The sequence below is a fragment of the Nocardia sp. NPDC059195 genome, assembly GCF_042754695.1.
In the GTDB taxonomy this organism is placed as follows: domain Bacteria; phylum Actinomycetota; class Actinomycetes; order Mycobacteriales; family Mycobacteriaceae; genus Nocardia.
Genome location: NZ_JBHZBG010000029.1, coordinates 19,334 through 40,241, shown reverse-complemented (window position 1 = coordinate 40,241; position 20,908 = coordinate 19,334). Strand labels below are relative to the sequence as shown.

21 protein-coding genes are annotated in these 20,908 nt (G+C 66.8%); 10 read left to right on the top strand and 11 right to left on the bottom strand.

Features of this window, described 5'->3' with window-relative positions; all coding sequences use genetic code 11:
- Nucleotides 1-820 precede the first annotated feature (820 nt).
- Nucleotides 821-952, top strand: a complete 132-nt coding sequence (locus ACFXKN_RS27590; RefSeq protein WP_379434117.1) for a hypothetical protein — start codon at nucleotides 821-823, stop codon at nucleotides 950-952.
- Nucleotides 953-1,133: 181 nt separating this feature from the next.
- On the opposite strand, the gene ACFXKN_RS27585 is transcribed toward ACFXKN_RS27590, so the two are convergent.
- The 4 genes from ACFXKN_RS27585 to ACFXKN_RS27570 form a co-directional block, all read right to left on the bottom strand.
- Nucleotides 1,134-2,294 (bottom strand): acyl-CoA dehydrogenase, encoded by a 1,161-nt coding sequence (locus ACFXKN_RS27585; RefSeq protein ID WP_379434116.1) that lies wholly within the window; start codon nucleotides 2,292-2,294, stop codon nucleotides 1,134-1,136.
- Between the two features lie 169 nt (nucleotides 2,295-2,463).
- Nucleotides 2,464-3,126: a TetR family transcriptional regulator gene (locus tag ACFXKN_RS27580; protein ID WP_378963702.1), complete on the bottom strand. Its 663-nt coding sequence runs from the start codon at nucleotides 3,124-3,126 to the stop codon at nucleotides 2,464-2,466.
- A 483-nt stretch (nucleotides 3,127-3,609) separates the two neighbouring features.
- Nucleotides 3,610-4,116, bottom strand: a complete 507-nt coding sequence (gene purE, locus ACFXKN_RS27575; protein WP_379434115.1) for a 5-(carboxyamino)imidazole ribonucleotide mutase — start codon at nucleotides 4,114-4,116, stop codon at nucleotides 3,610-3,612.
- A 117-nt stretch (nucleotides 4,117-4,233) separates the two neighbouring features.
- On the bottom strand, nucleotides 4,234-5,457 hold the full coding sequence (locus ACFXKN_RS27570; protein ID WP_378963704.1) for a 5-(carboxyamino)imidazole ribonucleotide synthase: 1,224 nt from the start codon (nucleotides 5,455-5,457) through the stop codon (nucleotides 4,234-4,236).
- A gap of 39 nt (nucleotides 5,458-5,496) precedes the next feature.
- Here ACFXKN_RS27570 and ACFXKN_RS27565 point away from each other — a divergent pair, with 39 nt between their 5' ends.
- Complete coding sequence (locus ACFXKN_RS27565; RefSeq protein WP_378963705.1) at nucleotides 5,497-6,045, top strand: GtrA family protein; 549 nt, start codon at nucleotides 5,497-5,499, stop codon at nucleotides 6,043-6,045.
- Nucleotides 6,046-6,155: 110 nt separating this feature from the next.
- Here the strand turns inward: ACFXKN_RS27565 and ACFXKN_RS27560 are convergent, their stop codons facing one another.
- Genes ACFXKN_RS27560 through ACFXKN_RS27550 form a run of 3 tightly spaced genes read right to left on the bottom strand, consistent with a single transcriptional unit; the run spans nucleotide 6,156 to nucleotide 8,744 of the window.
- A complete protein-coding gene (locus ACFXKN_RS27560) occupies nucleotides 6,156-7,463 on the bottom strand; it encodes a sensor histidine kinase (RefSeq protein WP_378963706.1) in 1,308 nt (435 codons plus the stop codon).
- 7 nt (nucleotides 7,464-7,470) lie between these two features.
- A complete protein-coding gene (locus tag ACFXKN_RS27555; RefSeq protein ID WP_378963707.1) occupies nucleotides 7,471-8,169 on the bottom strand; it encodes a response regulator transcription factor in 699 nt (232 codons plus the stop codon).
- A gap of 41 nt (nucleotides 8,170-8,210) precedes the next feature.
- Nucleotides 8,211-8,744: a PH domain-containing protein gene (locus ACFXKN_RS27550; RefSeq protein ID WP_378963708.1), complete on the bottom strand. Its 534-nt coding sequence runs from the start codon at nucleotides 8,742-8,744 to the stop codon at nucleotides 8,211-8,213.
- A 127-nt stretch (nucleotides 8,745-8,871) separates the two neighbouring features.
- Between ACFXKN_RS27550 and ACFXKN_RS27545 the strand changes: the two genes are divergently transcribed.
- Entirely contained in the window at nucleotides 8,872-9,840 is a 969-nt protein-coding gene (locus tag ACFXKN_RS27545) for an acyl-ACP desaturase (protein WP_378963709.1), read from the top strand.
- 35 nt (nucleotides 9,841-9,875) lie between these two features.
- Here ACFXKN_RS27545 and ACFXKN_RS27540 read toward each other — a convergent pair whose 3' ends face one another.
- On the bottom strand, nucleotides 9,876-10,664 hold the full coding sequence (locus ACFXKN_RS27540) for a biotin--[acetyl-CoA-carboxylase] ligase (protein ID WP_378963710.1): 789 nt from the start codon (nucleotides 10,662-10,664) through the stop codon (nucleotides 9,876-9,878).
- 124 nt (nucleotides 10,665-10,788) lie between these two features.
- Between ACFXKN_RS27540 and ACFXKN_RS27535 the strand changes: the two genes are divergently transcribed.
- The 3 genes from ACFXKN_RS27535 to ACFXKN_RS27525 all read left to right on the top strand — a co-directional run bounded on the left by ACFXKN_RS27535 (nucleotide 10,789) and on the right by ACFXKN_RS27525 (nucleotide 13,525).
- Nucleotides 10,789-12,429: an acyl-CoA carboxylase subunit beta gene (locus tag ACFXKN_RS27535; RefSeq protein ID WP_378963711.1), complete on the top strand. Its 1,641-nt coding sequence runs from the start codon at nucleotides 10,789-10,791 to the stop codon at nucleotides 12,427-12,429.
- Between the two features lie 129 nt (nucleotides 12,430-12,558).
- Nucleotides 12,559-12,888 (top strand): acyl-CoA carboxylase epsilon subunit, encoded by a 330-nt coding sequence (locus tag ACFXKN_RS27530; protein WP_378963712.1) that lies wholly within the window; start codon nucleotides 12,559-12,561, stop codon nucleotides 12,886-12,888.
- A 1-nt stretch (nucleotide 12,889) separates the two neighbouring features.
- Nucleotides 12,890-13,525 (top strand): Maf family protein, encoded by a 636-nt coding sequence (locus ACFXKN_RS27525; protein WP_378963713.1) that lies wholly within the window; start codon nucleotides 12,890-12,892, stop codon nucleotides 13,523-13,525.
- On the opposite strand, the gene ACFXKN_RS27520 is transcribed toward ACFXKN_RS27525, so the two are convergent.
- Entirely contained in the window at nucleotides 13,451-14,212 is a 762-nt protein-coding gene (locus ACFXKN_RS27520) for a helix-turn-helix transcriptional regulator (protein WP_378963714.1), read from the bottom strand. The genes ACFXKN_RS27525 and ACFXKN_RS27520 overlap by 75 nt on opposite strands.
- A gap of 148 nt (nucleotides 14,213-14,360) precedes the next feature.
- Here ACFXKN_RS27520 and ACFXKN_RS27515 point away from each other — a divergent pair, with 148 nt between their 5' ends.
- From ACFXKN_RS27515 to ACFXKN_RS27500, 4 genes are all read left to right on the top strand, one after another.
- The gene (locus tag ACFXKN_RS27515; protein WP_379434114.1) at nucleotides 14,361-15,323 is read left to right on the top strand and encodes a sulfurtransferase; all 963 of its coding nucleotides are present in this window, start codon (nucleotides 14,361-14,363) and stop codon (nucleotides 15,321-15,323) included.
- A 188-nt stretch (nucleotides 15,324-15,511) separates the two neighbouring features.
- Nucleotides 15,512-17,311 (top strand): acetyl/propionyl/methylcrotonyl-CoA carboxylase subunit alpha, encoded by a 1,800-nt coding sequence (locus tag ACFXKN_RS27510; RefSeq protein WP_378963716.1) that lies wholly within the window; start codon nucleotides 15,512-15,514, stop codon nucleotides 17,309-17,311.
- 129 nt (nucleotides 17,312-17,440) lie between these two features.
- Nucleotides 17,441-18,412, top strand: a complete 972-nt coding sequence (locus tag ACFXKN_RS27505) for a patatin family protein (protein ID WP_378963717.1) — start codon at nucleotides 17,441-17,443, stop codon at nucleotides 18,410-18,412.
- A gap of 68 nt (nucleotides 18,413-18,480) precedes the next feature.
- Nucleotides 18,481-18,825 (top strand): hypothetical protein, encoded by a 345-nt coding sequence (locus ACFXKN_RS27500; protein WP_378963718.1) that lies wholly within the window; start codon nucleotides 18,481-18,483, stop codon nucleotides 18,823-18,825.
- A 119-nt stretch (nucleotides 18,826-18,944) separates the two neighbouring features.
- On the opposite strand, the gene lat is transcribed toward ACFXKN_RS27500, so the two are convergent.
- Complete coding sequence (gene lat / locus ACFXKN_RS27495; protein WP_378963719.1) at nucleotides 18,945-20,285, bottom strand: L-lysine 6-transaminase; 1,341 nt, start codon at nucleotides 20,283-20,285, stop codon at nucleotides 18,945-18,947.
- Nucleotides 20,286-20,351: 66 nt separating this feature from the next.
- Complete coding sequence (locus tag ACFXKN_RS27490; protein ID WP_056818059.1) at nucleotides 20,352-20,804, bottom strand: Lrp/AsnC family transcriptional regulator; 453 nt, start codon at nucleotides 20,802-20,804, stop codon at nucleotides 20,352-20,354.
- Between the last annotated feature and the right edge of the window lie 104 nt (nucleotides 20,805-20,908).

Here is a 20,908-nt window from a genome sequence, read left to right as displayed (position 1 = left end):
CAGCACGCGAGTAGTGGACCACTCGAATTGTGTTCGAGCCCGTCACACTCAATATTCCAGCGCTGCACAACATGTTGCCGACTCCTGCTATAGACGGACTAATGGCCAGGTCACAGCCACTATCTAGTCAGGAGGATCGACATCGGCCACATACATTCGCCCCAACCGGCTCAGATTGATCCCACCTGTCCTGGTATATGGCACGGAAGGTGCGAAACGAATCGCCGCTGAGCTACGAATAAATAACCCTACGATATCGGTTGCATTTCCCGATACATTGTCCGTTCAAATCGCGGCTACGTTTCGGTCGCCATTACCCCGGTAAGCGGCCACGATCGAGGTAACGCCCCGGAATCGGCCGAAATCCGGCGCCCGCCAGCCGTCGGCATCGGAAACGACGCGGCCCCCCGATCGGCTGGCGGACTCTGTTCGGCCCTGTTTCGGGTTGGGTTGCAGGGGCAGGCCCACCGCCTGCCGTTCACGCGCGCAGGCTCACAAAGCCGAGACTGCGGTTCGCGCCAGGGTCGTTGTCGGAGCCTCATCGCGGCCACGGGACAGACATGCGATGCAGGTCCTGGATTCGTGGCGCTACCGAGGTTCAGGGCCGCAGCCTGGGAAGATCGGTTGCGCGTTGTGTGGATTCACCCCGATACCCACCGAAGGGACAAAGCGTATGCGCTTGATCACTGCCCTATGTGCTGTCGCAGGAACGCTCGTATTGGGCGCCGGAGCCGCCTCCGCCGCAGAGGGTGTCTTGATAATCAACCTCGAGCGCTACTCGGACCCGAGCGGGTGCATAAACGTCCCACGGGGAGAACTGGTGATCGAGAACGACACCGATGAGTACGTGGAAATCCACGGCTCCAGCGATTGCCGCGGCGAATGGATCGGGATCATCGCACCTGGCGATCATGTCGTGGTCGAAGATGGCGCATCTGTCGAGATTCCCTGATCGCCACTGCTCCCGGATGTGCTCGCATCCGGGAGCACCGCGAGCGCTCGGTCCTCAAACCAGTGTCGCGCGAGCCCGCAAAGCAATCGACCGGGTGTTCCGGCCTACCCACCGCGAACGGCCTGTGGACGGCCTGGACGAAGTGGAATAGGCGCTCCGGAACACCCGGTCGGTGCAGGAATTAGCCCTTGAGCAGGTTACGGGCCATCACCAGACGCTGGATCTGGTTGGTGCCTTCGTAGATCTGGGTGATCTTGGCGTCGCGCATCATGCGCTCGACCGGGAAGTCGGTGGTGTAGCCGGCGCCGCCGAAGAGCTGGACGGCATTGGTGGTGACCTCCATGGCCACGTCCGAGGCGAAGCACTTGGCGGCGGCCGAGATGAAGCCGAGGTTCTTCTCGCCACGCTCGGCGCGGGCGGCCGAGGTGTAGACCATGAGGCGCGCGGCCTCGATCTTCATGGCCATATCGGCCAGCATGAACTCGGTGTTCTGGAAGCTGGCGATGGTCTTGCCGAACTGCTTGCGATCCTTGGTGTAGGCGATCGCGGCGTCGAGCGCGCCCTGGGCCAGGCCGACGGCCTGCGCGCCGATGGTCGGGCGGGTGTGGTCGAGGGTCTGCAGCGCGGTCTTGAAACCGGTGCCGGGCTCGCCGACGATGCGGTCGCCGGGGATGCGGCAGTTCTCGAAGTACAGCTCGGCGGTGGGCGAACCCTTGATGCCCAGCTTGTGCTCGAGCGGGCCGACCACGAAGCCCTCGTCGTCCTTGTGTACCAGGAACGAGGAGATGCCGTTGGCACCCTTGTCGGCGTCGGTCACGGCCATCACGGTGTACCAGGAAGACTTGCCGCCGTTGGTGATCCAGCACTTGGAGCCGTTGAGGATCCAGTCGTCACCGTCGGCCTTGGCGCGAGTGCGCATCGCGGCGGCGTCGGAACCGGCCTCACGCTCGGACAGCGCGTAGGAGGCCATCTCGCCGTTGACGATGTCGGCGAGAACCTTGGTCTTGAGCTCTTCGGAGCCGTTGAGGATCAGGCCCATGGTGCCGAGCTTGTTCACGGCGGGGATCAGCGAGGAGGAGCCGCATACGCGGGCGACTTCCTCGATCACGATACAAGTGGCGACCGAGTCGGCACCCTGGCCGCCGTAGGCCTCCGGCACGTGCACGGCGTTGAAGCCCGCGGCGTTCAGCGCGGTGAGCGCCTCCTCCGGGAAGCGGGCGTTGCCGTCGACGTCCTTCGCGTAAGGAGCGATCTCCTTCTCCGCGAGGCCGCGGATGGCGCCGCGCAGCTCGTCGTGGAAGTCCTCGAGCTTGAACAGTGCGAAATCGGGGTTACCAGCCATCGGGGGCACACTCCTGGTCGTGGTCGTGATCGCTGCGGTCTTACAGCGCGTGGTGCGTCGGCACGCAGTGCCAATCTACTGAGGATTATACGCGCGGCACTCTACCGCTACATGCGGATATACGGGTGGCACTCAGTGTCACCGACTCGTGCACTGGCGCGAGCGGCGCTCACAGATTACCGAGGCGGGCAGTGAGTAGATCGGCCACCTTGCGTGGCGGCATGTCGCGCGGAAACACGGCCAGCACCAGTTCGTCGGGCTCGGTCTGCGCGCGTCTGCCGCGCGGGATCATGGCCAGTTCGGTGCGCAGATCCCCCACCGCGGCCCCCGATTCGCCCCGCACCATCCGGCGCAGCAAGTAGTTGTGTGTGGCGGTGACAGCGGCCGTGTACTGCACCCGGACAAGGTCTGGCACCTCGGGCAACCGGCCGCGCAGGAACTCGGTGAACAGCCGCTCGTACCGGAACACCGTGACGATCTCGCGCTCACGCAACGCGGGCACCCGCCGCACCACCTGATACCGCCGCGCCGCGATGTCACGCCACTGCGTGAACCGCTCGAACACCCCGATCACGGCCTCACACACCGCATCCCACGGATCCCCCTCGCCGATCCCCGCCAGAAATTCCTCCGCCGAGGCCAGCTGGAACTCGTGATCAGCGAAGATCACATCCTCTTTGGACCGGAACTGCCGAAAGAACGTCCGCCGCGAAATCCCCGCCGCCACCGCGATCTCATCCACCGTCGTCGCCTCATACCCCCGTTCGGCGAACAACCGCAACGCCTGATCAACCACCGTGAGCCGAAACTGCGCCGCATCATCGTGTGCCACGGGGGTCAACCGTAGTCACCGCGATACGGGCGCCGTCACGCGACGTCGCCGCCGGCGCGGAGCTACGCCAACAGTTCATCCATCGATGACACGTCCAGAGATCGACGAAGCCACGTGGCCAACTGCACTTCGTCGTGGCACGCACGGATCCGATCCGCCGCGTCCTCAGTGACGACGACCCCCCTGTGCCGTAGGACCATCAGCACATCTTCGGCTCGGCCCTCCGCGCGCCCCTGCGCCCTGAGCTTCTACGCGGACTCGGAACGGAAGAACGAGAGATCGGTAGCCATGTGCTTCCTCCAGGTCTCGGCTGCGTCAGCATGGGACCACCATCAGAAATCTGTCATCGCCAGTCGTGATATCCAAGATCGTGTCAGCGCCCGCTCGACCGGAGTCTTCTCCGTGAGGTCTACCGAAACCTGCTCTACCACAGTCAATTCGGAGAACGGCCCGCCGGTTCGCTACCGGCGGGCGTGCGCCGGCTCAGCCGAGGAGTTTGTTGCGCAGGGCTTCGTCTTTGGCGAGGACCATCTGTTCCAAGCTGGCCTGGAACTGTTCCATGCGGGTGCGCAGGGACTCGTCGGAGGTGCCGAGGATGCGGGCGGCGAGTAGGCCCGCGTTGCGGGCGCCGCCGATGGAGACGGTGGCGACCGGGACGCCTGCGGGCATTTGGACGATCGACAGCAGCGAGTCCATGCCGTCGAGGTATTTGAGGGGGACCGGGACGCCGATGACGGGGAGGGGGGTGGCCGAGGCGACCATGCCGGGCAGGTGGGCGGCGCCGCCCGCGCCCGCGATGATCACCTTCAGGCCGCGGCCTGCGGCGTCACGGGCGTAGTCGAGCATGCGCTGGGGGGTGCGGTGGGCGGAGACGACGCCGACCTCGAAGCGGATGCCGAATTCGGCGAGTGCTTCGGCGGCGGCTTCCATGGTGGGCCAGTCGGAGTCGCTGCCCATGATCAGGCCGACCTGGGGTCCGTTGGTGCTCACGTGGGTTTCCTTAGGGTTGGCGGCTGACGCCGCAGGTTCGGCCTCGCGTCCGAGGAGCGCCGCTGCCCGTCGGCTCGCGGAGCTGATGCGGTCGAAAAGCGTTGTCGTTGTAAGGGGTCACGCGCCGTGCGGGTCCCAACCATCGGTCCAGACGGCGTGCGACATCCAGTGCGCGGCCCGCTCCGCCTTTTCGCGCACCTCGGTGACGTCGTCGCCGAGGATGTTGATGTGACCGATCTTGCGGTCGGGGCGTTCGCCCTTGCCGTAGAGGTGAACCTTCGCCTCGGGCAGGCGGGCGAACAGGTGGTGCAGGCGCTCGTCCATCGACATCTCGGGCGCTTGCGCGGCACCGAGGATGTTCGCCATCACGGTCACCGGCGCGAGGGGGCTGGTGTCGCCGAGCGGGTAGTCCAGGACCGCGCGCAGGTGCTGCTCGAACTGGCCGGTGCGGGCACCGTCCATGCCCCAATGACCGGAGTTGTGCGGGCGCATCGCGAGCTCGTTCACCAGGAGTTCGCCGTCGTGGGTCTCGAACAGCTCCACGGCCATGACACCCACCACACCGAGACCCGCGGCCAGCTCCAGTGCCATGGTCTCGGCGCGCGCGGCGAGATCCTCGTCCAGGTCCTGGGCGGGGGCGATCACCACGGCGCATTGGCCGTTGCGCTGCACGGTCTCCACGACCGGCCAGGTCGCGGCCTGCCCGAACGGCGATCGCGCGACCATCGCCGACAGCTCACGCTTCAAGTCGACCTTCGACTCGGCCAGCAGTTGCACACCGTGCGCGAGCTGGTCGGTGACCAGCTCGGTGGCCTCGGCGGCATCGGCGGGCATCCAGACGCCACGGCCGTCGTAACCGCCGCGCACGGCCTTGAGCACGAACGGCCAGCCGTGCTCGTCACCGAACGCCACCGCGTCCGCGGGCGCGTCGACCTCGACGAACGCGGGAACCGGCAGCCCGAGCGCCGACAGCTTCGTCCGCATGGCCAGCTTGTCCTGGGCGAAGATCAGCGCCTGTGGCGGCGGCGCCACATTCACACCCTCGGCGACCAGCACCTCGAGGTGCTCGGTCGGCACGTGCTCGTGGTCGAAGGTCAGCGCGTGCGAGCCGTGGGCGGCTTTGCGTAGCGCGGACAGGTCGGCGTGACTACCGAACACGACGTCGGGGGTGACCTGGGCCGCCGGGTCGTCGGGCCGCTCGGCGAGCACCCGTAGTCGCTGGCCCAGGGCCACCGCTGCCTGGTGCGTCATGCGCGCGAGCTGGCCCCCACCGACCATCGTGACGGTGGGCATGGCTGACGGATCGAATGAACGTGCACTCACGTCTTGCAATGTTGTCATGTCGAAAGCAAATGTTTGCGACCGGTACACTCAGAACTCGTGTCAATCGTCGACGACGTGGTCAGCGTCCTTCCCCCGCGCCTGCGCGAAACCGCGATCAGGCATAAAGAGCTGATCAAGTTCGCCATCGTCGGAGCGACGACGTTCGTGATCGACAGCGGCCTGTTCTACCTCCTGAAATGGACGGTTCTCTCGGATAAGCCGATCACCGCCAAGATCATCTCGGGCGTGGTGGCGGTAATCGCGTCCTACATCCTCAACCGGGAATGGTCATTCAAGAACCGGGGCGGGCGAGAGAAGCATCACGAGGCACTGCTGTTCTTCGGAGTGAGCGGGATCGGGGTGATCCTGAGCAATATCCCGCTGTGGATCTCGATCTATGTGCTCGATCTTCGGCAACCCCATGTGAGCTTCCTCGTCGAGAACATCGCCGATTTCGTCAGCGCTTTCGTGATCGGCAATCTGCTGCAGATGGCGTTCCGGTTCTGGGCGATGCGGCGCTGGGTGTTCCCCGACGAGATGGACGAGATCGTCGCCGAGCTCGAAGAACTGATCGAAGAAGAACAAGAGCACCTCGGCCACAGCTGAGTTCGTCGGCCGTCGAGGAACAAGGCAGCGCCATTGGGGCCACAGCTGAGTTCGTCGGCCGTCGAGGAACAAGGCAGCGCCATGCGGGCCACAGCTGAGTAAGCAGCTATTCAGCGCGGCTCGGTGAGGGTGGCGTTCTGTGGGCGGTTGAGCTTGGAGCCGAGGAACACCGCGAACAGGGCCGGGCGGCGACGCTGCAGCTCGAGACGCCCACCGTCGGCCTCCACCAGCGCGCGGGCCAGCGCGAGACCCACACCGGTCGACCCGCCCGCGGAGAAACCACGATCGAAGATGTGCGGTGCGAGTTCATCGCGCACCCCCTCGCCCTCGTCGGACACTTCCACACAGATCAGCGGATCCCGTGAACTCATCGTCGGGACCGTGCGCACCGAGATCGTGCAGGTGCCCGCGCCGTGCATCAGGGCATTGTCGACCAGCACCGCCACGGCCTCGCGCAGCCGCGAGCCGGTGATCGGGGCCTGCAGGGATTCGTCGCCGAGCAGTTGCAGTTCGCGTCCGGCCTCGTGGAACGGGTGGGTCCACTCGGTGACGACGCCGCGCAGTTCCGCCATCACCGGGACCGGATCGCGGTCGGTGGCGTCTTCGTCGCGGGAGGCACGAACCAGGTCGTCGATGGCCTCGGTGAGCCGGTCGACCTGCGCCATCGCCTCCTCGGCCTCGTGCACCACCTCCGGGTCGGCATGGGTGGACAACTCGTCCAGACGCAAACGAACGGCGGTCAGGCGGCTGCGTAGCTGGTGGGAAACGTCGGCCACCAGCGCGTGCTCGCGTTGCAGGCGGCCCGCGATCTCGACGGTCGCCGAATCGAGCACATCGGAGACCCGGTCCAGTTCGGCGATGCCGTGGCGGCGGGGATCTGGCCGGAAGTCGCCCATCGCCAGCCGGGCGGCCCGCGCGGCGACATCGCGCAGCGGATCGGCGACCCGGCGCGCGGTCACCACGGCGACCGAGAACGCCGCACCGAGCGAGGCGAGCACGGCCAGCGCCACCGCGGCCACCGCCTGCTCCTGCCTGGAATGCATCGGCCCGGCGGGCACCTCCAGCCGCAACGAACCGGACGTGCCCATCGACAGCGATTCGACCAGCGGATCGGCGACCTCCCCGACCCCGATATCGGTGCGCGCGGCATTGTCTTGCGGGGTCGGGTAGACGATCGTGAGCTTGCCGCCCTCGGGGACCAGCGCGCTCATGGCGCGCACGTCGAGGCCGTCCTGGACGGTCCCGTCGACGCGTTCCTGGGCGATCACCTCCGTCGAGATCCGTTCCAGGCGACTCTGCAGATCGTTGCGGGTGATGTCCTCGACCCACAGCCAAGCGGTGTAGATCAACGGCACGCCGAGCACCACCGTGGTGATGGTCAGCACGGTCAGGATCGAACGCAGGATGCGACGGCGCACTGCGGCGTCAGTTCCGGTGCGAGGTGGGTCCGTCGGTATTGAGCCGGAACCCGACACCGCGCACGGTGACGATCCGGCGCTCCGCCATCGGGCCCTCGTCACCGATCTTGCGGCGCAACCAGGACATGTGCATATCGAGGGTCTTGGAACCGCGCAGGTCGGCGTCGCCCCAGACCTCGCGCAGGATGGTCTCGCGCGCCACCACCTGACCGGCCCGGTCGATGAGAACCTTGAGCAGCTCGTACTCCTTGTTGGCCAGGTTCACCTCGGCCCCGTTGACCAGCACGCGCCGAGCCGCGGGTTCGAGCCGGATCGCGCCGACTTCCACCGCGTCGTCACCGATTCCGCTGCGCCGCAACAGAGCTCGCACGCGGGCGAGGAGTTCGGCCAGCCGGAACGGTTTGCCGACGTAGTCGTCGGCACCCGCGTCGAGGCCGACGACGAAGTCGACCTCGTCGGTGCGGGCGGTGAGCATCAGCACCGCCAGATCGGCGCCGCTCGCGCGCACCTGCCGACACACCTCCAGCCCGTCCATGCCGGGCAGACCGAGATCGAGGATCAACAGGTCGTGGTTGCCCTCGAGTGCACGGCGCAACACCGCAGGGCCGAAGCGTTCGACGGTGACGGTGTAGCCCTCACGCCCCAGTGCGCGCGACAGGGGTGCGGCGATCGCCTCGTCGTCTTCGGCCAGCAGTACTGCGGTCATGTGCACAGGTTAAGTGTTCTGGAGCAGCGAGGAGGGGCAGCTCACCGGTAACCGCCACCCCAGTGCTGCTCGTTGGCGGAGCGTCCCGCCTCGAACACCTGGTGGTACAGCAGCGAATGAACCTGCTGCACCTGGGGCACGTCGTCGTATTCGAGCGGCTCCTCCGACGAGGAACCGATGATCAGGGTGCCGGTGCCGAGCGCCCGGTCGAGCAGACCGTGGCGGAACTGCACACTGGAGATACGGCTGAGCGGGATATCGATGCCGGTGTGGGTGAGCACGCCCTGGCGCACCAGCACCCGCCGCCCGGTGACGATGAAATGCGTCGACTTCCAGGCGATCACGCGCGCGACGACCCGCCAGGCGATCAGTCCGAGCCAGACCAGGCCGATCAGGATGAGCAGCACCGTGCGCACGTGACCGGTGGTGTTGCGCCAGGCCAAGCCGCCGAGGAAGCCGGCGATCGCGGTCGCGGCGATGAGAGTGACGATGGGCCACACCAACATTTTCCAGTGCGGGTGGCGGTGCAGGATCAACTGCTCGTCGGGCGCGAGGACATCCTCCGGGTAACCCATGACCGAACAGTACCGCGCTCCCACACCGCATTTCTCGATGCCACGACCGAGGCGATACTGTGGATTCCACGCTCGATGCCAGGTTTTGCCCATATCTGCTTGCTCGACACCGACAGTGGAGGCACGCGTGACCAAAGATCTGACTCAGCTCGAAATCCTCACGGCCCTCGAACCTGTGGCCGAACAGAACCTCAACCGGCACCTTTCCATCGCCAAGGACTGGAATCCGCACGATTACGTTCCGTGGGAGGAAGGCCGCAATTTCGCCGCGATGGGCGGAAGCGATTGGGAGCCATCGCAATCGCGGCTCACCGATGTCGCCAAGGCGGCGATGATCACGAATCTGCTCACCGAGGACAACCTGCCGTCCTATCACCGCGAGATCGCCGAGAACTTCTCGCTCGACGGCGCGTGGGGCACCTGGGTGGGCCGCTGGACCGCCGAGGAGAACCGCCACGGCATCGTGATCCGCGATTACCTCGTCGTCACCCGCGGCGTCGACCCGGTGGCGCTGGAAGAAGCGCGGATGATCCACATGACCCAGGGCGCGCACGCGCCGGCGAACTGGGGTGGATTCCTGGTCAATGTCGCGTATGTGACGTTCCAGGAGCTGGCCACCCGGGTGAGCCACCGCAACACCGGTCGGGTGTGCGAAGACCCGATCGCCGACAAGATGCTGGCCCGCGTCGCCACCGACGAGAACCTGCACATGATCTTCTACCGCAACCTGTGCGCGGCGGCTCTCGACCTCGCCCCCGACCAGGCGATGCCCGCGATCACCAAGGTGCTCACCAACTTCCAGATGCCGGGCGCGGGCATGCCCAACTGGCGGCGCAACGGCGTGCTGATGGCCAAGCACGGCATCTACGACCTGCGCCAGCATCTCGACGAGGTGGTGCGGCCGGTACTCAAGCAGTGGAACGTCTTCGACCGCAACGACTTCGGTGCGCGCGGCGAGGCGGCGCGGGATGAACTCGCGCTGTTCATCGACAAGCTGGAGAAGGACGTGCTGCGGTTCGAGGAGCAGCGCGACCGGTTGCTCGCGCGCGAGCGCGTGGTGGCCGAACGCGCGACGACGGGTGCGGCGGCGCGTTGATCCGTATCGGCGACGGGCCCGGCTCGGGCCCGTCGTCAGTACTGTCCGCGCAGGTGGGACACGTCGCCCGCGGAGACAGCCCGCTCGCCGATGAGCAGCCGACCGGTGTCGTCTACACCGGTCGCCACCCCGGTGAGCACCGTCCCGCCGGGCAGTTCGGCGCGCACGTCGATACCGATGGTGGCGCACCGCTCCCGGTATTCGGCCACCAGATCGGCGGTGCCCCAGCCCGACCGCTCCCACGCGGTGAAGCGGCGCGCGAACTCGGTCAGGATCGCCGCGGCCAGCGCGGTGCGATCGACATCGCGCGCACCGGCCAATGCCAGCGAAGTCGCGTGCGCGACAGGCAGTTCCGACTCGTCGAGGTCGACATTCATGCCGATACCGACCACAACGGCGGGCGAGCTACCGGTCGCGGCGACCTCGGCCAGAATGCCCGCGAGTTTGCGGCCGTCGAGCAGCACATCGTTGGGCCACTTCAATTCCGGCGCGACCCCGGCGGCGGCGCGCAGGGCGTCGACCACCGCGATGCCGGTGAGCAACGGCAGCCAGCCGAGCGCGGCGGGGTCGATGCCGGGCAGGCGCACCAGGATCGACAGCGAGATCTGGGCCCGGGGCGGGCTCACCCAGGCGCGCGCGTGCCTGCCGCGGCCGCTCACCTGTTCCTCGGCGAGCAGGGCATGGCGGTCGACGGACGGGTCGGCGGCGCGGGCAACCAGATCGGCATTGGTCGATCCGGTCGACTCGACTACATCGATTCGCTCATAGAACGACAGTGCGGGTGAGCTGCTCAGACGTGGCGCGTCGATCGGTGCCCTGTTCATTTCAGGCACGCTACCGGGAGTCAACCGTGAACGATCACCACAGCACCTAGCTGGGGTTTCTCTACTGGCCGGTAAGCCGGACTGCCGTGGTGCGCGACGGTGTCACTCGTTACACTCGCAACCCATGACGAGTGTCCAGCAGCAGCCCGCATCGGAATCGGCGGGCACCCCCGATATCCACACCACCGCCGGGAAGCTGGCTGATCTGCGGAATCGGCTGGAAGAAGCGCAACACCCGATGGGTGAGACCGCGGTCGACAAGGTGCACGCCAAGGGCAAGATGACCGCGCGCGAGCGCATCCTGGCCCTGGTCGACGAAGGCTCCTTCGTCGAACTCGACGCCCTGGCCAAGCACCGCAGCGTGAACTTCGGCCTCGAGCACAACCGCCCGCTCGGTGACGGTGTCGTCACCGGCTACGGCACGATCGACGGCCGCGACGTGTGCATCTTCTCCCAGGACGTCACCGTGTTCGGTGGTTCCCTCGGCGAGGTCTACGGCGAGAAGATCGTCAAGGTGATGGACCTGGCCATCAAGACCGGCCGTCCGCTGGTCGGCATCAACGAAGGCGCGGGCGCGCGGATCCAGGAGGGTGTCGTCTCCCTCGGGCTCTACGGCGAGATCTTCCACCGCAATGTGCAGGCCTCCGGCGTGATCCCGCAGATCTCGCTGATCATGGGTGCCGCCGCCGGTGGTCACGTGTACTCCCCCGCGCTCACCGACTTCGTGGTGATGGTCGATCAGACCTCCCAGATGTTCGTCACCGGGCCCGACGTGATCAAGACCGTCACCGGTGAAGAGGTCTCCATGGAGGACCTGGGTGGCGCGCACACCCACATGGTGAAGTCCGGTGTCGCCCACTACGTCGCTTCCGGCGAGCAGGACGCCCTCGACTACGTCAAGGACCTGCTGGGCTACCTGCCGAGCAACAACCGCGCCGAGGCCCCCCGCCACGCGCCCTCCGACCCGATCAACGGTGCGATCGAAGAGTCCTTGACCGACGAGGACATCGAGCTCGACACGATCATCCCGGACTCGCCGAACCAGCCCTACGACATGCACGAGGTCATCCGTCGCCTGCTCGACGACGACGAGTTCCTCGAGGTCCAGGCCGAGCGCGCGATGAACATCATCTGCGGCTTCGGTCGCGTGGACGGCCGCAGCGTCGGCATCGTCGCCAACCAGCCCATGCAGTTCGCCGGCTGCCTCGACATCGACGCCTCGGAGAAGGCCGCGCGCTTCGTGCGCACCTGCGACGCCTTCAATATCCCAATCATCACCTTGGTCGACGTGCCCGGCTTCCTGCCCGGCACCGGCCAGGAATACAACGGCATCATCCGCCGCGGCGCGAAGCTCCTCTATGCCTACGGTGAGGCCACTGTGGGAAAGATCACGATCATCACTCGCAAGGCCTACGGCGGCGCCTACGACGTCATGGGTTCCAAGCACATGGGTGCCGATGTGAACCTGGCGTGGCCGACCGCGCAGATCGCCGTGATGGGTGCCTCCGGCGCCGTCGGCTTCGTCTACCGCAAGCAGCTGGCCGAGGCCGCCAAGAACGGCGACGATGTCGATGCGCTGCGCCTCGAGCTGCAGAACGAGTACGAGGACACTCTGGTGAACCCGTACGTCGCCGCCGAGCGCGGATACGTCGACGCGGTCATCCCGCCCTCACACACCCGTGGCCAGATCGTGTCGGCGCTGCGCCTCCTCGAGCGCAAAATGGTGACCATGCCGCCGAAGAAACACGGCAACATTCCGCTCTGAAAACGCGATATCCCGGATAGGCCGCGCACACTTGTTGTGGAAGACAACTATTGATCAGCGCGGCCACACCGGGAATGATCGCGTCAACCGCGCTGTGAAGCGAAGTAAGTGCAGGAAGGATCTGGCACTGTGACAACTGTGGCAGAAGAGGACGTGTTGACAGTCGCCGAGCTCGAGCTCGCCGTCGAACCACTCGTCGAAGAGGCCGAACTGTCGGTAGGCGCGGTGGCCGAGGCCTCCGTGCCGGCCACCGGCGAGCCGATGTTCCGCATTCTCAAGGGTTCGCCCACCGATCAGGACATCGCGGCTCTGGTCGCCGTCCTGAGCGCGGCGGCCGCCAACGCGCCCGCCGGTGGATCGAACGGACCGGCCGACGCATGGGGTATACCGACGTTGACGCATCGGGGCACGAACCCGTTCTCGCCGTACGTGTACCCGATGCTGTCGCACCTGCGCTGAGGTGACCAGGCTGGTTCTGGCATCGGCGTCGCCTGCCCGGCTCGGGATCCTGCGCACCGCGGGCATCGACCCCGTGGTGCGGGTCTCGGGCGTGGACGAGGACGCGGTGTCGGCGGCACTACCCGCCGGCACCTCCTCGCATGATGTCGTCGTCGCCTTGGCGCGCGCCAAGGCGGTCGACGTCGCCGCGTCGATCCCAGAACTCAGCGCCGACTGTGTTGTCGTCGGCTGCGATTCGATGCTGCTCGTCGACGGGCAGCTACAGGGCAAACCACACACCCCCGAGGTGGCGCGCGAGCGCTGGGCCACGATGGCAGGCCGCAGCGCGGACCTGATCACCGGGCACTGCGTGCTGCGGTTACGCGACGGCGAGATCGTCGCCGAGTCGGCCGAATGCAGCAGTACCACGGTGCATTTCGCGAAGCCGACCCCAGACGAACTCGATACCTATATCGCGTCGGGCGAGCCGCTGAAGGTCGCGGGCGCGTTCACGTTGGACGGTCTCGGCGGCTGGTTCGTCGACCGGATCGAGGGCGACCCGTCCAGCGTCATCGGAATCGGATTACCGCTGCTGCGCCGGCTGCTCGAAGACGTCGGTGTCGGTGTCACGCAGCTGTGGCGGGATCCGCGGGACTGACGGCGCGATCACGTGCTGATCCCCCGGCTCCTTGGCCGGGGTCCGATCGGGCGCGGCCATCGTCAGGTCGAGCCGGGCCGTACACAGCTCGGGCTCGATGAAGGGATGCAGCTGCACGTCAACCCCACGGGCGCCGTTGCGCTCGAGCACCTCCCGCATGAGACCCATGTGCACACCGCACACCACCTCGGCGTGTGAGCGGGCCAGTTCACGCAGCGGGCAGGCGGTCAGGTTGATCTGTACGTGCTCCGTCGTCTCGCCCGCGGGCTCCTTCTCCGGTGCGAACCCGAGCTCCGACATCAGCGACATGGTGATGTCCCTGGCATCGGCGAGCGTTTCCACCGGCTGCGTGCCGATATCCATCCGCGCACCCCACGCGCGGCCCGCGGCCACGGCGGCCGCGGATCGGGTCACCGGATCGGGACCGAGATGGTCGGCCAGTACCTGCGCGAGTTCCTGGTATCCCACCGAGCGCTGCACCGCGCGATAGCCGATGCGCGGGCGCCCGCGGCCACGTGGCGGCTGCTGGAACTGGCGAACCAGCGATTCGCGGGTGAGGACATCGAGGTGGAATCGAACGGTGGTGACGTGCTGTCCGGTGATGCGGGCCAGTTCCTGGGCATCGAGGGGCTCGGTGGCGCCACGTAGGATCGCGAGCAGTCGCCGTCGCGGCCAAGAATCGGACATAGCCCACCCCTCCTCTCCAGAGACTTTATCGGACATCCGTGCGCTTTATTCGCCCATTGTGTCGATTCGTGATGTGCCACGACACACTTACCATCGGCTGCGACCACGCACTGCTCGCACCCACCCAACTCGCCTGAAGGACTACACCGTGCCCGTCGCCCCGGATCCGCACCCCGCCTTCGGTTCCTACGCGGTCCCCCATCGATTAGTAACCACAGAATGGCTGTCCGCAAACATCGGCGTGAGTGGTTTACGGATCATCGAGTCCAACGATGACATCCTGCTCTACGACATCGGCCATGTCCCGGGCGCGGTCAAAATCGACTGGCGCGGCGACCTGAGCGACCCGGTGACCCGCGATTACATCGACGGCAAGCGCTTCACCGAACTGATGCGCGCCAAGGGTATCCAGCGCGACGACACCATTGTGATCTACGGCGATCGCGGCAATGCCCAGGCCGCGCACACCGCCTGGATCTGCACGCTGTTCGGCCACGAGGACGTGCGCCTGCTCGACGGCGGCCGCGACGCCTGGATCTCCGAGGAACGCGACACCACCTTCGACCAGCCCTACCCCACTCCCAGCGACTACCCCGAGGTCGTGCGCGACGACTCGACCGCGCGCGCGTTCCGCGAGGAGGTGCTCGGCAGACTCGGCAAGCCCCTGGTCGACGTGCGCTCGGCGCCGGAGTACTCGGGCGAGCTCGAGGACAAGCCGCTCAACCAGGAGCACGCGGCCGATACCTCGGCCTCTACACGAGGGCCTGCGTGGTTACGTTCGGCTGCCTCCTCCGGCCCGCCGTCGTCGACGCTGCGCGGCGGACACGTGCCGACCGCGGTGAACATCCCGTGGACCGATGCCACCACGATCGACGGCCGCTTCCGCTCGCGCGCCGACCTCGACGAGGTCTACGGCGCGCTTCCCGCCGACGACCTGGTCGTCTACAGCGGGGTGGGCGAGCGATCCAGCCACTCCTGGTTCGTCCTGACATTCCTGCTGGGTCGCAGGTCAGTGCGTAATTACGACGGATCGTGGATCGAATGGGGCAACTCGGTGCGGGTGCCGATCGCCACGGGCACCGAGCCCGGTGCCGCGAATCAGATCATTTGAAACATGTTCACATCACTGGACGCCCCGTAATGTGACCTGCGACCTACTCGACAGTAGGGCTAGCCGAGTTCGAGCAGTGTTGGCACACTGCCTACACTCGCCCGAGACGAAAGTTGTCGATACCGGGCACGGGGCCTAACCGGCGACCCGTTCCCCGACGCGACCAGAGATTGCACACAGGAGGCTCAGTGCCAAGCCATGCCAGCGCACGGATCACAAAGGTACTCGTAGCTAACCGCGGCGAGATCGCGGTTCGCGTGATCCGGGCTGCCAAGGACGCGGGAATCACCAGCGTCGCGGTGTACGCCGAGCCCGATGCCGACGCTCCCTTCGTGAAGCTCGCCGACGAGGCGTTCGCCCTCGGCGGTCAGACCTCTGCCGAGTCGTACCTCGTGTTCGACAAGATCCTCGACGCCGCGGCCAAGTCCGGCGCCGACGCGATCCACCCCGGTTACGGTTTCCTCTCCGAGAACGCCGACTTCGCTCAGGCCGTTATCGACGCCGGGCTGATCTGGATCGGCCCCTCGCCGCAGTCCATCCGCGACCTGGGTGACAAGGTCACCGCGCGCCACATCGCCGAGAAGGCGAAGGCGCCGATGGCCGCGGGCACCAAGGACCCGGTCAAGAACGCCGACGAGGTCGTCGCGTTCGCCAAGGAATACGGCGTCCCGGTGGCCATCAAGGCCGCATTCGGTGGCGGTGGCCGCGGCATGAAGGTCGCCCACACCATCGAGGAGATCCCCGAGCTGTTCGAGTCGGCGACCCGTGAGGCCATCGCCGCCTTCGGTCGCGGCGAATGCTTCGTCGAGCAGTACCTCGACAAAGCCCGCCACGTCGAAGCCCAGGTCATCGCCGACCAGCACGGCAACGTGGTGGTCGCCGGTACCCGCGACTGCTCGCTGCAGCGCCGGTTCCAGAAGCTCGTCGAGGAGGCGCCCGCGCCGTTCCTGTCCGACAAGGTTCGCGCCGCCATCCACGAATCGGCCAAGCGCATCTGCCGCGAGGCGGGCTACTACGGCGCGGGCACCGTGGAGTACCTGGTGCAGGGCGAGACCGTGTCGTTCCTCGAGGTGAACACCCGCCTGCAGGTGGAGCACCCGGTCACCGAGGAGACCGCGGGCATCGACCTGGTGCGTCAGCAGTTCGCGATCGCCAACGGCGACGAGCTGAGCATCAAGGAAGACCCCACCCCGCGTGGGCACTCGTTCGAGTTCCGGATCAACGGTGAGGACGCCGGTCGCGGCTTCCTGCCCGCCCCCGGCCCGGTGAACGTCTACCGCGAGCCAACGGGCCCCGGCGTGCGCGTCGATTCCGGTGTGGTCCAGGGCAGCGTCATCGGCGGTCAGTTCGACTCGATGCTGGCCAAGCTGATCGTCACCGGCGAGAACCGTGAGCAGGCGCTGCAGCGTGCCCGCCGCGCGCTGGCCGAGTTCGAGGTCGAGGGCCTGGCGACGGTGATCCCGTTCCACCGCGCGGTCATCGAGGACCCGGCGTTCATCGGTGACGGCCAGGCGTTCGACGTCTACACCAAGTGGATCGAAAACGAGTGGAAGAACACCGTCGAGCCGTACACCGCCGGTGGCGCGGCCGACGATGACGACGAGGATCTGCCCCGGCAGAAGGTTGTCGTCGAGGTCGGTGGACGTCGTGTCGAGGTGTCGCTGCCCGGTCAGTTCACCCTCGGTGGCGGTGCGGCCGGTTCGGCCGGCAACGGTGTGATTCGCAAGAAGCCGAAGGCGCGCAAGCGTGGTGGTGCCGGTGCCGGTGCCGCGTCGGGCGACGCGGTGACCGCGCCGATGCAGGGCACTGTCGTGAAGGTCGCGGTCGAAGAGGGCCAGACCGTCGAGGTCGGCGACCTGATCGTGGTGCTCGAGGCCATGAAGATGGAGAACCCGGTCAACGCGCACAAGGCCGGTGTCGTCACCGGGCTGTCCGTCGCGGCGGGTGCGGCGATCACCCAGGGCACCGTCCTGGCGGAGATCAAGTAGTAGAGAACTCACCAACGGGCGCTGGTCTTCGCGGACCAGCGCCCGTTGTCGTTCGCCGGAGTGAACGGCGGACGAAAATCACCTGTCTCCGCAGGATGGGTCCCCGTATTCTGTCGTATCGTGGGTCGGGTGACCAGTACTGCGCACACCGATCTGGACCCGCTCTCGACGCCGGGTTCGGCAACGGTAGCCGAGGTGATCCAGGGCAGGCGGGAAGCCGGTCATCGCGCCGATGGTCATCGCCTCGCGCTGGTGATCGAGGGCGGTGGCAGCCGCGGTGTGTACTCCAGCGGCATGGTGCAGGCACTCGAGGAACTGGGTTTGGCGAAGGTGTTCGACGCCGTCTACGGCACGTCGGCCGGGGCGATCAATGGTGCGTGGCTGCTGTGCGGGCGCGCGGCGACCGGGATGCGATCGTGGACCGATCCGGCGATCATGCGCCGCGTGGTCGATCCGGTGCGCATCTTCCGTGGCCGCCCCGTCTTCGATCTGCACTATCTCGTACATCGCGTGTACGACGGCATCGAGCCGATGGACTTTCCGGCCATCCTGGCCAATCCGACCACCTTCCACCCGATCGCGACCGATATCCGCACCGGGCAGTCGGTGGACCTCCGGCCCTACATCACCGACAAACAGTCCCTCATGACAGCGCTGCGGGCCTCCGCGGGGCTACCGCTGCTGGCGGGACCGCCGGTCGCCCTGGCGGGCGGCGACTACTTCGACGGCGGCCTCACCGAAACCGTGCCGATCCGCACCGCGGTGGCCGCGGGCGCCACCCACGCCTTGGTCCTGCGAACCCGCCGCACCGATGAACTCCGCCCGCCCGCTCCCCTGCTGCATCGGGTGGTCGGCGGCGGCTATATGCGTGCCATCGCACCCGGCGCGTTCCGGGCGTGGAGCAAGCGGCCCGGTCAGCAGGCGATAGAGGACAGCTACCTCGACGGCCTCGGCGAGCAGGTCCTCCAGGTTCACCCGCCCGCCGGTTCCCCCGCCATCGACAGCGCGGCCCGCGACACCGACCTGCTCACCCGCGCCCTCGACATCGGCCGCACCGCCGTCCATTCCCTCCTCGGCGGCGGCACCCTCCGCACGGCCTGAATCCGGTGAGCCCGTGATCGCCGGGGTCTGTCGGCGGCGGCCACACCGGTCGGCATTAGGCTGCGGGCGTGGAACCGATCGAGATCAACGCAGGGTCCTGGTATCTGCGCGCCCTTCGCGCCGACGAGCGCATCGACGATCGACCCGCGCTGGCCGACGGCGGCATCACCGATCCCGGCTACGTGGCCACCCGGTCGGCACAGTGGGCCGATGAATCCCACTTCTCCTGGGCGGTCTGCGTTCCGACGACGGCCGAGCTGGTCGCCGAGATCGGCGTGACACCGGGCCCCGGCGACACCGCGACCGTCACCGGGTGGGCCCGTCCCGGCGAGGACGAGGCATTGGCCGCCGGCCTCGCCTCGGTCCACCGCTTCGTCGCGGGCGCACTCGGATTACGTGTCGCGCAGGCCTGATCGCCGCTCCCGCATGACACCCGTGTCCGCCTCGGCGACGACCAGCGCGAACTTCGCGCACGGAACAGGAGCACCGCAGTCGACACACCGACTCGAGGCTATGCGCGGCTTGCTGTGCGCTACACCGCTTCTCGCGCGAGCACCGCGTCGAGCGCGTCGACTGCCTGACGCAATTCATCCTCGGTGACAGTCAACGGCGGACGGAACCGGATCCCGCGCTCCCCCGTGCCGAGCAGCAGCACATGCTCACGTTCGCGCAGCTCTGTCACCACCCGATCGCGCAACTCCGGCGTCGCCAGGGTGATCGCGCACATCAGCCCACGCCCACGTGCCTCGGAGGCCAGGTCCGGGTGCGCGGCGGCGAGCTTGCCGAGCCGGTCGAGCAGGAACGCACCGAGCGGACCCGCGCCCTCGATGAGCCGATCGCGTTCCAGCACTTCGAGAATGCGTCGAGTTCTGACCATGTCGGTGAGGTTGCCGCCCCAGGTGGAGTTGAGCCGGGAGCTCACCCGGAAGACATTGTCTCCGACCTCGTCGACCCGCCCGCCTGCCATGATCCCGCAGACCTGAGTCTTCTTCCCGAAGGCCACTACATCGGGCCGCACGTCCAATTGCTGGAAGGCCCAGGTGGTTCCGGTCATGCCGACGCCGGTCTGCACCTCGTCGAGGATGAATAGCGCGTCGTTCGCGTGGCACAGCCGCTGCATGGCGGCGAGGAATTCCGGTCGCAGGTGGCGGTCTCCGCCTTCGCCCTGGATCGGCTCGGCGATGAAGCAGGCGATGTCGTGCGGGTTGTCGGCGAAGGCCTGTTCGGCCTGGGCCAGAGCCCGCGCTTCGAGCGCGGCGATGTCGGGCCCGGCGAAGGTGTGCGGTGTGTCGATTCGCGGCCAATCGAATTTCGGGAATCGCGCGGTCTTGACCGGGTCGGTATTGGTGAGCGACATCGTATAGCCGCTCCGGCCGTGGAAGGCACCGGTGAGGTGCAGCACCTTGGTGCCGAGTTCCGGTGCGCGGCCGTGCAATTCGTTGTGCCTGCTCTTCCAGTCGAAAGCGACTTTCAGCGCATTCTCGACCGCGAGCGCACCACCGTCGACGAAGAACAGATGCGGCAGGTGCGGATCGCCGAGCACACGGGCGAAGGTTTCGACGAAGCGTGCCATCTCGATGGTGTAGATATCGGAGTTGCTCGGCTTGTTCAGTGCCGCAGTGGCCAGTTCGGCGCGGAAACTCTCGTCTCCTGCCAGGGCGGGATGGTTCATCCCGAGCGCGTTGGAGGCGAAGAAGCCGAACATGTCGAGATAGCCGGTGCCGTCGCGTTCGTCGACGAGCGTGCGGCCGTGCGACTCGTGTAGGTCGAGCACAAGCTCGAAACCGTCCGCGAGGATGTGCGAGGACAGGATTTCGTGGACCCGGTCGGCGGGGATGACCGCCGCGCCAGGGCGCTCCAGTTCGATGGTCATAAAACCGACGATACGCAAATATTTACGGAAGTTCTACGGAATCACGAATCAAATTACGAAGGATCACTACCTGTCATAGAATGTCTGCAGGATGATCGTGCTGCGGGTGTGCACGTTGGCCGTGGCCCTGATCTCCTGCAGCAGATGTTCCAGATGCCGAGGCGATGCCACCCGCACCAGCAAGACGTAGCTCTCCTCGCCCGCCACCGAGTGGCACCCCTCGATGCCGGGGATGTGCTGCAACAAGGCGGGCGCGTCATCGGGCTGGGACGGATCGAGAGGAGTGATCGCGACGAACGCCGACAACAAGTGCCCGAGCGCTTCGGGGTCGACCTGCGCGGCGTACCCGCGGATCACGCCGCGCGCTTCGAGCCTGCGCACCCGCGATTGCACCGCGGAGACCGAAAGGCTGGCCTTCTCCGCCAGATTCGACAATGTGGCGCGACCGTCTGCCATCAGTTCTTTGATCAATAGTCGATCGATGTCGTCGAGCTGGGGTCGAGCCGGTGTATCCGCCATCAGCGAAGGCTAACTCAGCGTGGGGCTCGCGCGGGGAAAACTTCTTTCCGTTCCCCACCGAATTCTCCCGAACTTTTCCGTGAGTCGTACCAAACAGCAGAAGG